At 59.5% G+C, this 11,865-nt stretch carries 11 protein-coding genes; 7 read left to right on the top strand and 4 right to left on the bottom strand.

Annotated elements, in window-relative coordinates:
• Positions 1-83: 83 nt before the first annotated feature.
• Complete coding sequence (gene icd, locus HX824_RS25400) at positions 84-1,340, top strand: NADP-dependent isocitrate dehydrogenase (RefSeq protein ID WP_003219599.1); 1,257 nt, start codon at positions 84-86, stop codon at positions 1,338-1,340.
• Positions 1,341-1,410: 70 nt separating this feature from the next.
• On the opposite strand, the gene cspD is transcribed toward icd, so the two are convergent.
• Positions 1,411-1,671, bottom strand: a complete 261-nt coding sequence (gene cspD, locus HX824_RS25395) for a cold shock domain-containing protein CspD (protein WP_023658953.1) — start codon at positions 1,669-1,671, stop codon at positions 1,411-1,413.
• A gap of 224 nt (positions 1,672-1,895) precedes the next feature.
• On the opposite strand from cspD, the gene clpS reads away from it, so the two are divergent.
• Both clpS and clpA read left to right on the top strand, forming a co-directional pair.
• Positions 1,896-2,264 (top strand): ATP-dependent Clp protease adapter ClpS, encoded by a 369-nt coding sequence (clpS, locus tag HX824_RS25390; protein ID WP_003219604.1) that lies wholly within the window; start codon positions 1,896-1,898, stop codon positions 2,262-2,264.
• 29 nt (positions 2,265-2,293) lie between these two features.
• Positions 2,294-4,564, top strand: coding sequence for an ATP-dependent Clp protease ATP-binding subunit ClpA (clpA, locus tag HX824_RS25385; protein ID WP_003219606.1), 2,271 nt, complete (start codon positions 2,294-2,296; stop codon positions 4,562-4,564).
• A gap of 236 nt (positions 4,565-4,800) precedes the next feature.
• Here clpA and infA read toward each other — a convergent pair whose 3' ends face one another.
• The 3 genes from infA to aat all read right to left on the bottom strand — a co-directional run bounded on the left by infA (position 4,801) and on the right by aat (position 6,563).
• The gene (gene infA, locus HX824_RS25380) at positions 4,801-5,019 is read right to left on the bottom strand and encodes a translation initiation factor IF-1 (RefSeq protein ID WP_002553999.1); all 219 of its coding nucleotides are present in this window, start codon (positions 5,017-5,019) and stop codon (positions 4,801-4,803) included.
• A 100-nt stretch (positions 5,020-5,119) separates the two neighbouring features.
• Positions 5,120-5,827: an arginyltransferase gene (locus tag HX824_RS25375; protein ID WP_003219609.1), complete on the bottom strand. Its 708-nt coding sequence runs from the start codon at positions 5,825-5,827 to the stop codon at positions 5,120-5,122.
• Between the two features lie 55 nt (positions 5,828-5,882).
• Positions 5,883-6,563 carry a leucyl/phenylalanyl-tRNA--protein transferase gene (gene aat / locus HX824_RS25370; protein WP_003219611.1) on the bottom strand — a complete coding sequence of 227 codons (681 nt, stop codon included), beginning with the start codon at positions 6,561-6,563 and terminating at the stop codon, positions 5,883-5,885.
• Between the two features lie 487 nt (positions 6,564-7,050).
• Between aat and ftsK the strand changes: the two genes are divergently transcribed.
• Genes ftsK through crcB form a run of 4 tightly spaced genes read left to right on the top strand, consistent with a single transcriptional unit; the run spans position 7,051 to position 11,864 of the window.
• On the top strand, positions 7,051-9,459 hold the full coding sequence (gene ftsK / locus HX824_RS25365; protein ID WP_177055323.1) for a DNA translocase FtsK: 2,409 nt from the start codon (positions 7,051-7,053) through the stop codon (positions 9,457-9,459).
• Between the two features lie 57 nt (positions 9,460-9,516).
• Positions 9,517-10,140: an outer membrane lipoprotein chaperone LolA gene (gene lolA, locus HX824_RS25360; RefSeq protein WP_003219615.1), complete on the top strand. Its 624-nt coding sequence runs from the start codon at positions 9,517-9,519 to the stop codon at positions 10,138-10,140.
• Between the two features lie 27 nt (positions 10,141-10,167).
• Entirely contained in the window at positions 10,168-11,490 is a 1,323-nt protein-coding gene (locus HX824_RS25355) for a replication-associated recombination protein A (RefSeq protein WP_003219616.1), read from the top strand.
• Positions 11,490-11,864, top strand: a complete 375-nt coding sequence (gene crcB / locus HX824_RS25350; protein WP_003219617.1) for a fluoride efflux transporter CrcB — start codon at positions 11,490-11,492, stop codon at positions 11,862-11,864. Before HX824_RS25355 ends, crcB begins: the two co-directional genes overlap by 1 nt.
• Position 11,865 lies beyond the last annotated feature (1 nt).

Here is an 11,865-nt window from a genome sequence, read left to right as displayed (position 1 = left end):
TGCAGGGCCTGAGGTTTCAGTCCTCATTTATCTGGAGTAGGCTCGAACGCAGCCAGATGTTCAATCCATAGATGGAGTTCAGCATGGGATACAAGAAGATTCAGGTTCCGGCAGTCGGCGACAAAATCACCGTCAATGCAGACCATTCTCTCAATGTTCCTGACAACCCGATCATCCCCTTCATCGAGGGTGACGGTATTGGCGTCGACATCAGCCCGGTGATGATCAAGGTGGTAGATGCAGCTGTTAACAAGGCTTATGGCGGCAAGCGCAAAATCTCCTGGATGGAGGTTTATGCCGGCGAAAAGGCCACCCAGGTTTACGACCAGGACACCTGGCTGCCCCAGGAAACCCTGGATGCGGTCAAGGACTACGTGGTTTCCATCAAGGGCCCGCTGACCACCCCAGTCGGTGGCGGTATCCGTTCGCTGAACGTTGCCCTGCGCCAACAGCTCGACCTTTATGTGTGCCTGCGCCCGGTGCGCTGGTTCGAAGGCGTGCCAAGCCCGGTCAAGAAGCCAGGCGATGTGGACATGACCATCTTCCGCGAGAACTCCGAGGATATTTACGCCGGCATCGAGTGGAAAGCCGGCTCCCCGGAAGCGATCAAGGTCATCAAGTTCCTGAAGGAAGAGATGGGCGTCACCAAGATCCGTTTCGACCAGAACTGCGGGATCGGCATCAAGCCGGTGTCCCTGGAAGGCACCAAGCGTCTGGCGCGCAAGGCCTTGCAGTATGTCGTGGATAACGACCGCGACTCGCTGACCATTGTGCACAAGGGCAACATCATGAAGTTCACCGAAGGTGCCTTCAAGGAATGGGCCTACGAAGTGGCGGCCGAAGAGTTCGGCGCGACCCTGTTGGATGGCGGCCCGTGGATGCAATTCAAGAACCCGCGCACCGGCAAGAATGTGGTGGTCAAGGACGCCATTGCCGACGCCATGCTCCAGCAGATCCTGCTGCGCCCGGCCGAATACGACGTGATCGCCACCCTTAATCTTAACGGTGACTATCTGTCCGACGCCCTGGCGGCGGAAGTGGGCGGTATCGGTATTGCGCCGGGCGCCAACCTGTCCGACACCGTGGCGATGTTCGAAGCCACCCACGGTACTGCGCCGAAGTATGCCGGCAAGGACCAGGTCAACCCGGGTTCGCTGATCCTGTCGGCGGAAATGATGTTGCGCCACATGGGCTGGACCGAAGCGGCCGACCTGATCATCAAGGGCACCAACGGCGCCATTTCGGCCAAGACCGTGACCTATGACTTCCACCGCTTGATGGACGGCGCCAAGTTGCTGTCGTCGTCGGCGTTCGGGGATGCGCTGATTTCGCATATGTAAGCTGATACAGGGGCGTAAAAAAACCGGCCTGATGGGCCGGTTTTTTTTAGAGCGTTTGCTCAGTGGCTGATCAGGCCAGTTGTCTTTTTGATTTTTGAGCGACGCCCTCTTTGGGGGTAGTGGCGCTGACTGGAGCGCTGATATTCACTGCGTGCAAGCCCTTGGGTCCCTGAATGATGTCGAAGGAAACCGGTTGCCCTGCCTTTAGTGTCTTGTAGCCATCCATTTGGATAGCCGAGTAATGCGCAAATAGGTCGTCAGTCTTGTCGTCTTCGTTGATGAAGCCGTAACCCTTGGCATTGTTGAACCACTTGACCTTACCGCTCGCCATGCCCATATCCCTCTGCACCAGACTCCATCACTGGAGTATCATCCAGTTTATCCGTCCTAACCCGAATAAATAAGGTTGACTGCGCGGACCTTTTTTACCCACTGTGGGTTCTATTGGTTGTAACACTGATTTGCCGATAGTCAAGGCGACCAGTCGGTCAGAGTTGAAATTCTGACAGGTCGCCCCCACCACTGTATTTGAACCACTGACGAACCTTTCTTTCCATGCATGCAATCAGCCAGATTCGACTAACATTCAATCAGGATCGCCCGGATCATCAAGAAGACGACGACGGTTCTGCAGGCATTGCTGTCCAGGAGGCCAAGCCTGCTTTACAGGCGCCGCCGATGTACAAGGTGGTTTTGTTCAATGATGACTACACACCGATGGATTTCGTCGTCGAAGTACTCGAGGTGTTTTTTAACCTGAACCGCGAGTTGGCGACCAAGGTAATGCTGGCCGTTCACACAGAAGGACGGGCAGTATGTGGAGTGTTTACCCGCGACATCGCCGAGACAAAGGCCATGCAGGTCAACCAGTACGCCAGGGAAAGCCAGCATCCGCTACTCTGTGAAATCGAGAAGGACGGTTAACTCCGACCACTTGGGTATGAGGTGAAGCTATGTTAAACCGCGAGCTCGAAGTCACCCTCAATCTTGCCTTCAAGGAGGCCCGTTCGAAGCGTCATGAATTCATGACCGTCGAACACCTGCTGCTGGCACTTTTGGATAACGAAGCTGCCGCCACCGTACTGCGTGCGTGTGGTGCCAATCTCGACAAACTCAAGCATGACCTGCAGGAGTTTATCGACTCCACCACGCCGTTGATCCCCGTTCATGACGAGGACCGCGAGACCCAGCCAACCCTGGGCTTCCAGAGGGTACTGCAGCGTGCCGTTTTCCACGTACAGAGCTCCGGCAAGCGCGAAGTCACAGGGGCCAATGTGCTCGTGGCGATCTTCAGCGAGCAGGAAAGCCAGGCTGTGTTCCTGCTCAAGCAGCAAAGCGTTGCCCGTATTGATGTCGTCAACTACATCGCCCATGGCATTTCCAAGGTGCCGGGGCATGGCGATCACTCGGAAGGTGAGCAGGATATGCAGGATGACGAGGGCGGTGAGTCTTCTTCTTCGAGCAACCCGCTGGACGCTTATGCCAGCAACCTCAACGAACTGGCGCGCCAGGGGCGGATCGATCCGCTGGTGGGGCGTGAGCTGGAAGTTGAGCGCGTGGCGCAGATCCTGGCGCGTCGCCGCAAGAACAACCCGTTGTTGGTCGGTGAGGCAGGCGTGGGTAAAACCGCGATTGCCGAAGGCCTGGCCAAACGCATTGTTGATAACCAGGTGCCCGACCTGCTGGCCAACAGCGTCGTCTACTCCCTTGACCTGGGCGCATTGCTCGCCGGGACCAAGTACCGTGGCGATTTCGAGAAGCGCTTCAAGGCGTTGCTCGGCGAGCTGAAAAAACGCCCGCAGGCGATCCTGTTCATTGACGAAATCCACACCATCATCGGTGCCGGTGCGGCTTCCGGTGGCGTGATGGATGCGTCGAACCTGCTCAAGCCGCTGCTGTCTTCGGGCGATATCCGTTGCATCGGTTCGACCACGTTCCAGGAATTCCGCGGGATCTTCGAAAAAGACCGTGCCTTGGCGCGCCGCTTCCAGAAAGTGGATGTGTCCGAGCCTTCGGTAGAAGACACCATTGGCATCCTGCGCGGGCTCAAGGGGCGCTTTGAAGCGCACCATGGCATCGAGTACACCGATGAGGCGCTGCGTGCAGCCGCCGAGCTGGCATCGCGCTACATCAATGACCGGCACATGCCGGACAAGGCCATCGACGTGATCGACGAGGCGGGTGCCTACCAGCGCCTGCAGCCGGTAGAGAAGCGTGTGAAACGCATCGACGTGCCTCAGGTCGAGGATATCGTGGCGAAGATCGCGCGGATTCCGCCAAAGCACGTCAACACCTCCGATCGGGAGCTGCTGCGTAACCTGGAGCGCGACCTCAAGCTGACCGTGTTTGGTCAGGATGCGGCGATCGACTCGCTGTCCACCGCGATCAAGCTGTCCCGCGCTGGCCTCAAGTCGCCGGACAAGCCAGTCGGTTCGTTCCTGTTCGCCGGGCCTACCGGCGTCGGCAAGACCGAAGCGGCGCGGCAATTGGCCAAGGCCATGGGGATCGAGCTGGTGCGTTTCGACATGTCCGAGTACATGGAGCGTCACACCGTGTCGCGCCTGATCGGTGCGCCTCCGGGCTATGTCGGCTTCGACCAGGGCGGCCTGTTGACCGAGGCGATCACCAAGCAGCCACATTGCGTGCTGCTGCTCGATGAAATCGAGAAGGCGCACCCGGAAGTCTTCAACCTGCTGTTGCAGGTCATGGACCACGGCACCCTGACCGACAACAACGGGCGCAAGGCGGACTTCCGCAACGTGATCGTGATCATGACCACCAACGCCGGTGCCGAAACGGCCGCGCGGGCTTCCATTGGCTTTACTCATCAGGATCACTCTTCCGACGCCATGGAAGTGATCAAGAAGAGTTTCACGCCGGAATTCCGCAACCGCCTGGACACCATCATTCAGTTTGGTCGCCTCAGCCATGAGGTCATCAAAAGCGTGGTGGACAAGTTCCTCACCGAGCTCCAGGCGCAGTTGGAAGACAAGCGCGTGCAGCTGGAAGTCTCGGACGCGGCGCGCAACTGGCTGGCGGAAGGTGGCTACGACGCGGCAATGGGCGCTCGGCCAATGGCTCGCCTGATCCAGGACAAGATCAAGCGCCCACTGGCGGAAGAGATCCTGTTCGGCGAACTGGCAGACCATGGTGGCGTGGTGCATATCGATCTGAAGGACGGCGAGTTGACCTTCGACTTCGAAACCACGGCTGAAATGGCCTGATAGCTGACGCAACAAAACAAAAAGGCGCCGAGAGGCGCCTTTTTGCTGCCTTGAAACCGATGCAGATCAAATGTGGGAGCGGGCTTGCTCGCGAATGCGGTGTGCCAGTCGACATAATCAGTGACTGACACGCCGCATTCGCGAGCAAGCCCGCTCCCACAAGGGATTGCTGGTTTCAGGTAAATCGCGCGCACACAAAAACGCCCGGCATAACCGGGCGTTTTGTATTGACTTGATTAACGGGCGCGGTAAGTGATGCGCCCTTTGCTCAGGTCATAGGGCGTCAGTTCGACGCGCACTTTGTCACCGGTAAGAATACGAATGTAGTTCTTGCGCATCTTGCCGGAGATATGCGCGGTTACGACGTGCCCATTTTCCAACTCCACACGAAACATGGTGTTGGGCAGGGTGTCGACGACAGTGCCTTCCATTTCGAAGCTGTCTTCTTTCGACATGCAGTAAAGCCCTCGGTATCCAGTGAATGGCCCGGTGCAACTGCGCCAGGCAAAAGCGGCGTGCATTGTGCCCGAAAAAGGGTGTTTAAGCCAAGAGGTTCTAGTTCAACGTGACCCATCTTTGGTTAATTAGCAGCTCAATGGGCCGATATTGGGTCTTGTAGTTCATCTTTTTGCAGTTTTTTATCCAGTATCCGAGGTACACCGCCTCCAATTCCAGGCGCAAGGCTTCACCGATCTGCCACAGGATCGCAAAGCGTCCCAGGCTTCGCCGTTCCTCGGCGGGCTCATAAAAGGTGTAGACCGCCGACAGGCCATTGGGCAGCAGGTCAGTCACGGCGACCGCCACCAGTCGTCCCTCCAGCCGAAACTCATAGAAGCGCGAGAAGGGCAGGTCGCGCACCAGGAAGGTGGAAAACTGGTCGCGGCTGGGCGGGAACATGTCGCCGTCGGCGTGGCGCTGTTCGATGTAGCGTTGGTAAAGGTCGAAATATTCTTCGCTGAAGCCGGGTTTGGTGGCGGTAACGGTCAGGTCGGCGTTGCGCTTCAGGATGCGTTTCTGGTTGCGGTCCGGAAGGAACTGCGCCACCGGGATGCGCGCCGGTACGCAGGCGTTGCAGTTCTGGCAGTGCGGCCGGTAAAGGTGGTCGCCGCTGCGCCGGAAGCCCATTTCCGACAAATCGGCATACACATGCACGTCCATCGGCTGGCTGGGGTCGAGGAACAGCGTGGTGGCCTGCTCATCGGGCAGATAGCTGCATGAGTGGGGTTGAGTGGCATAAAACTTCAAACGCGCCAACTCGGTCATGATCAACCCTCGGATAAGCTTTGAAATAAGTGTAAGCCAGGTGTGGGGAAGTCGCCTAGGAAACCCACGGAGCAGAGCTGGTTTGGTCCAAATGGTCGCGCAGGTAGTTGGCGAAGTCGCTGCGGGGAATGGCGCGGGCGCCGAGGCTGTGCAGGTGATCGGTGGGCATCTGGCAGTCGATCAGCACAAAGCCCCAGGCCTGTAGTTGCCGAACCAGGGTGGCAAAGCCGTATTTCGAGGCGTTGTCGGCGCGACTGAACATGGATTCGCCGAAAAACAACTGGCCCATCGCCAGGCCGTACAGGCCGCCCACCAGTTCGCCCGCGTCCCACACCTCCACCGAATGCGCATAACCGCGCTGGTGCAGTTGCAGGTAGGCGTTCTGCATGGCTTCGGTGATCCAGGTGCCATCGGCATAACTGCGCGGCGCCGCGCACGCCTGGATGACCGCAGCGAAGTCCTGGTCGAAGGTCACTGTGTAACGCTGCTGGCGCAACAATTTGCCGAGGCTGCGGGAAACGTGCAGCTCATCGGGGAACAGTACGGTGCGTGGGTCGGGCGACCACCAGAGGATGGGCTGGCCTTCCGAGAACCAGGGAAAGCAGCCGTGGCGGTAGGCCTGGATCAGGCGGTCGGCCGACAGGTCGCCACCGGCAGCGAGCAGGCCATTGGGTTCGCGCATGGCCTTGGCCAGCGGTGGGAAGGTCAGGGTGTTGCGTTGTAACCAGGTCAGCATGGCATCCAGGCTTACGGAAGGGGAGGGCGGTAACGGCGATGTTGTCCGTTGCAAGAGCTGTGATTATTGTCGACGAAACGCTCTGGGGCTACCCCGAACATGGGATCGGTGCAGATAAGCATGAACGGGTGTTTCTGCAACTCTATGCCGGGGGCGTGGTCGTAATCGCGTACGTCGGTCGGCAAGCTAGCCTGGATTGGCAAAAACAGCTCATAAGCCTTTGTCAGTAAAGACAATGCATGCTCAAATTGAACGTTATGAAATTGAACATTGGCTATGCTGTGTAACGTAGGGCCAAGTGCGTGGCATCGCGCACACAAACCCGTACAATGCGGCCATTGGGGCGTTATCGCCGTTTCATGAATCAGTAGCAGGGTGTTAAAAGTAGCTCCACTGGCACTCGTTCATTTTTTACCTGCCCGGATTGGGCAGTGTTTTGCAGTCATTCAACAGATGGACGCGCTAAAGGCGCAGGAAAAGACCCGTTTTGAAGAAATCCGCCGCAACACCTAAAGCCGCAGTCGTGCCCGCCTGGCGCCAGCACCTGCACTACCGACTCAAGGAAGGTGCACTGATCGCCATCGGCGCGCTGTGCCTGTTCCTGATGATGGCCTTGCTCACCTATGGCAAGGACGATCCAGGCTGGAGCCACAACAGCAAGATCGAAGACGTGCAGAACTTCGGTGGTCCGGCCGGCTCCTACAGCGCCGACATCCTGTTCATGGTGCTGGGTTACTTCGCTTACATCTTCCCGTTGCTGCTGGCCATCAAGACCTGGCAGATCTTCCGCCAGCGTCACGAGCCGTGGCAATGGAGCGGCTGGCTGTTCTCCTGGCGCCTGATCGGCCTGGTGTTCCTGGTGTTGTCCGGCGCGGCCCTGGCCCATATCCATTTCCATGCACCTACCGGTCTGCCGGCCGGTGCCGGCGGCGCTCTGGGCGAAAGCCTCGGCGAGCTGGCCCGCAGGACCCTGAACATCCAGGGCAGCACCCTGATGTTTATTGCGCTGTTCCTGTTCGGCCTCACCGTGTTTACCGACCTGTCCTGGTTCAAGGTCATGGACGTGACCGGCAAGATCACCCTCGACCTGCTCGAACTGTTCCAGGGCGCGGCCAATCGCTGGTGGTCGGCCCGGGTGGACCGCAAACGCATGGTTGCGCAACTGCGCGAGGTGGATACCCGCGTCAACGAGGTGGTAGCCCCGAGCACGCCGGACCGGCGTGAGCAGGCCAAGGTCAAGGAACGCCTGATCGAACGCGAGCAGGCCCTGACCAAGCACATGTCGGACCGCGAGAAGCAAGTGCCGCCGGTGATTGCCCCTGCGCCGCCGAAGGCCCCCGAGCCGAGCCATCGCGTGCAGAAAGAGAAACAGGCGCCGTTGTTTGTCGACAGCGCCGTGGAAGGCACCTTGCCGCCGATCTCGATTCTTGATCCTGCGGAAAAGAAACAGCTCAATTATTCCCCTGAATCCCTGGCGGCCGTCGGCCACCTGCTGGAAATCAAGCTCAAGGAATTCGGCGTCGAAGTCTCGGTGGATTCGATCCACCCGGGCCCGGTGATTACCCGCTACGAAATCCAGCCGGCTGCCGGCGTCAAGGTCAGCCGCATTTCCAACCTGGCCAAGGATCTGGCGCGTTCGCTGGCCGTGACCAGCGTGCGGGTGGTGGAAGTGATTCCGGGCAAGACCACCGTCGGTATCGAGATTCCCAACGAAGACCGGCAGATCGTGCGCTTCTCCGAAGTGCTGTCGACCCCGGAATACGACAACTTCAAGTCGCCGGTCACTCTGGCCCTGGGCCACGACATCGGCGGCAAGCCGGTGATCACCGACCTGGCGAAAATGCCTCACTTGCTGGTTGCCGGCACCACCGGTTCCGGTAAGTCGGTGGGTGTGAACGCGATGATCCTGTCGATCCTGTTCAAGTCGGGCCCGGATGACGCCAAGCTGATCATGATCGACCCGAAAATGCTTGAGCTGTCGATCTACGAAGGCATTCCACACCTGTTGTGCCCGGTGGTGACCGACATGAAGGATGCGGCGAACGCCCTGCGCTGGAGCGTTGCCGAGATGGAACGGCGCTACAAGCTGATGGCGAAGATGGGCGTGCGTAACCTGTCGGGCTTCAACGCCAAGGTCAAGGAAGCCCAGGACGCCGGCACGCCGCTGACCGACCCGTTGTACAAGCGCGAAAGCATCCACGACGAAGCGCCGCTGCTGACCAAATTGCCGACCATCGTGGTGGTGGTCGACGAATTTGCCGACATGATGATGATCGTCGGCAAGAAGGTCGAAGAGCTGATCGCCCGTATCGCCCAGAAGGCGCGGGCCGCCGGGATCCACTTGATCCTCGCGACCCAGCGTCCGTCGGTGGACGTGATCACCGGCCTGATCAAGGCCAACATCCCGACCCGCATGGCGTTCCAGGTGTCGAGCAAGATCGATTCCCGGACCATCATCGACCAGGGCGGCGCCGAGCAACTGCTGGGCCACGGTGACATGCTCTACATGCCGCCGGGCACCAGTTTGCCGATCCGTGTCCACGGCGCGTTCGTCTCCGACGATGAGGTGCACCGTGTGGTGGAAGCCTGGAAACTGCGTGGCGCCCCGGAATACAACGACGACATCCTCGCCGGTGTCGAAGAGGCCGGCAGCGGCTTCGACGGTGGCAGCGGCGGTGGCGACGATGATGCCGAGACCGATGCGCTCTACGACGAAGCGGTGCAGTTCGTGCTTGAAAGCCGCCGCGCCTCGATCTCCGCCGTACAGCGCAAGCTGAAGATTGGCTACAACCGCGCTGCCCGCATGATCGAAGCCATGGAAATGGCCGGCGTGGTCACCTCGATGAACACCAACGGCTCGCGCGAAGTGATTGCGCCAGCGCAGATGCGTGACTGATTACGTGCCGCGTGGCAACACGCGGCACGCCTTGCAACCGAATCTAAGAGGACTCCCATGCGTCTTATCCGCATGCTGTTGTTGCCTGCATTGGCCCTGACTGCTGTTTCGGCTCATGCTGACCCGGCTTCCGTCGCCAGCCTGAAAAACCTGTTGGACAAATCCCAGACCCTGACCGCGCGCTTCTCCCAGCTCACGCTGGATGCCGGTGGCACCCAGTTGCAGGAAACCGCCGGCGAGATGGCTGTACAGCGTCCAGGGCTGTTCTACTGGCACACAGAAGGCAAGGCCGAGCAGACCATCGTCTCTGACGGCCAAAAAGTCACCCTGTGGGACCCGGACCTGGAGCAGGCGACCATCAAGAAGCTCGACCCGCGCCTGAACCAGACGCCAGCGCTGTTGCTGTCGGGCGATGTGTCGAAGATCAACGACAGCTTCGACATTACCTCCAAGCAGACCAGCAACGTGATTGAATTCACCCTTAAGCCGAAATCCAAGGACACGCTCTTTGACACGCTGTCCCTGTCGTTTGGCAACGGCGTGATCAACAACATGCGTCTGATTGACAGCGTCGGCCAGCGCACCGATATCCTGTTCTCCGGGGTCAAGGCCAACCAGCCGGTACCGGCATCCAAGTTCAAGTTCGACATCCCGAAGGGTGCCGACGTGATCCAGGAATAAACTGCCCAGAGGTTTCAAACGCTGCCCATGGACCTGTTTCGAAGTGACCCGATTGCTCAGCCTCTGGCGGCGCGCCTGCGCTCGACCAACCTGGACGAGTACGTCGGGCAGGAACACCTGCTCGCCCGCGGCAAGCCTTTGCGCGAGGCCCTTGAGCAGGGTGCGCTGCACTCGATGATTTTCTGGGGGCCGCCGGGCGTGGGTAAAACCACCCTGGCGCGGCTCCTGGCAAAAGTCTCGGATGCACACTTCGAGACGGTCTCGGCGGTGCTGGCCGGGGTCAAGGAGATCCGCCAGGCGGTGGAAGTCGCCAAGCAGCAGGCCGGGCAGTACGGCAAGCGCACCATCCTGTTCGTCGACGAAGTGCATCGCTTCAACAAGTCGCAGCAGGATGCGTTCTTGCCGTATGTCGAAGACGGCACGCTGATCTTTATTGGTGCCACCACCGAAAACCCGTCTTTTGAACTGAACAATGCCTTGCTGTCCCGGGCGCGTGTCTATGTGCTCAAGAGCCTCGATGAAGCCGCGATGCAGAAGCTCTTGCAGCGTGCGCTGAACGAAGACAAGGGCCTGGGCAAGCGCCAGTTGAGTGTCAGTGAGGAAGGCTTCAAGATCCTGCTGACTGCTGCGGATGGCGACGGTCGACGTTTTCTCAATCTGCTGGAAAACGCTTCCGACCTGGCCGAGGATGGCAGCGAAATCGGCGTCGACTTGCTGCAGAGCCTGTTGGGCGACACCCGCCGGCGTTTCGACAAGGGCGGCGAAGCGTTCTACGACCAGATTTCCGCGCTGCACAAATCTGTGCGCGGCTCCAACCCCGACGGCGCGCTGTACTGGTTTGCGCGGATGATCGACGGCGGTTGCGACCCGCTGTACCTGGCCCGGCGCGTGGTGCGCATGGCCAGCGAAGATATCGGCAATGCCGACCCGCGTGCGCTGAGCCTGTGCCTGGCCGCCTGGGAAGTGCAGGAACGCCTGGGCAGCCCGGAAGGCGAGTTGGCGGTGGCCCAGGCCATCACCTATCTGGCCTGCGCACCGAAGAGCAACGCGGTGTACATGGGCTTCAAGTCCGCCCTGCGTGCTGCCGCCGAGCATGGTTCCCTGGAAGTGCCGCTGCACTTGCGCAATGCGCCGACCAAGCTGATGAAGCAACTCGGCTACGGCGATGAATACCGCTACGCCCACGATGAGCCGGACGCCTATGCGGCTGGCGAAGATTACTTCCCGGATGACCTTGAGCCGCAGCCGTTCTACCAGCCGGTGCCCCGCGGCCTGGAGCTGAAGATCGGCGAAAAGCTCAATCACCTCGCCCAACTTGACCGGCTCAGTCCGAAACAGCGGAGAAAGTAGTGCTCAGAACGATTCTTGCCGTGTCCGTAGCCGGCATCGCTGGTACATTATTGCGTTTCGCCACCAGCACCTGGGTCAGCGCCAATTGGCCGAAGCATTTTTATGCGGCGACCCTGGCGGTCAACCTGGTGGGCTGTTTGATCATAGGCTTGTTGTACGGGTGGTTTCTGCTTCGCCCGGAAGTGCCGATTGAGATTCGTGCCGGCTTGATTGTCGGTTTTGTAGGCGGTCTGACGACCTTTTCATCCTTTTCACTGGACACGCTACGCCTGCTGGAAAGCGGGCAGGCACCGGTCGCCTTCGGGTACCTGGCCGTCAGCGTGTTCGGCGGGCTGCTCGCCACCTGGGCTGGCCTGTCCTTGACCAAACTTTGAT

Origin of the sequence: Pseudomonas sp. D4002 (genome assembly GCF_013385665.1) — a bacterium.
Lineage (GTDB): Bacteria > Pseudomonadota > Gammaproteobacteria > Pseudomonadales > Pseudomonadaceae > Aquipseudomonas.
The sequence above is the reverse complement of the archived record's forward strand: the minus strand, read 5'-3'. Positions and strand labels throughout refer to the sequence as shown.

Bases quoted from the DNA above. Each gene is read 5' to 3' on its own strand.
- clpS (WP_003219604.1), top strand. From the start codon at position 1,896: ATGCATGCAATCAGCCAGATTCGACTAACATTCAATCAGGATCGCCCG.
- lolA (WP_003219615.1), top strand. From the start codon at position 9,517: ATGCGTCTTATCCGCATGCTGTTGTTGCCTGCATTGGCCCTGACTGCT.
- icd (WP_003219599.1), top strand. From the start codon at position 84: ATGGGATACAAGAAGATTCAGGTTCCGGCAGTCGGCGACAAAATCACC.
- HX824_RS25375 (WP_003219609.1), bottom strand. From the start codon at position 5,827: ATGACCGAGTTGGCGCGTTTGAAGTTTTATGCCACTCAACCCCACTCA.
- clpA (WP_003219606.1), top strand. From the start codon at position 2,294: ATGTTAAACCGCGAGCTCGAAGTCACCCTCAATCTTGCCTTCAAGGAG.
- aat (WP_003219611.1), bottom strand. From the start codon at position 6,563: ATGCTGACCTGGTTACAACGCAACACCCTGACCTTCCCACCGCTGGCC.
- infA (WP_002553999.1), bottom strand. From the start codon at position 5,019: ATGTCGAAAGAAGACAGCTTCGAAATGGAAGGCACTGTCGTCGACACC.
- cspD (WP_023658953.1), bottom strand. From the start codon at position 1,671: ATGGCGAGCGGTAAGGTCAAGTGGTTCAACAATGCCAAGGGTTACGGC.
- HX824_RS25355 (WP_003219616.1), top strand. From the start codon at position 10,168: ATGGACCTGTTTCGAAGTGACCCGATTGCTCAGCCTCTGGCGGCGCGC.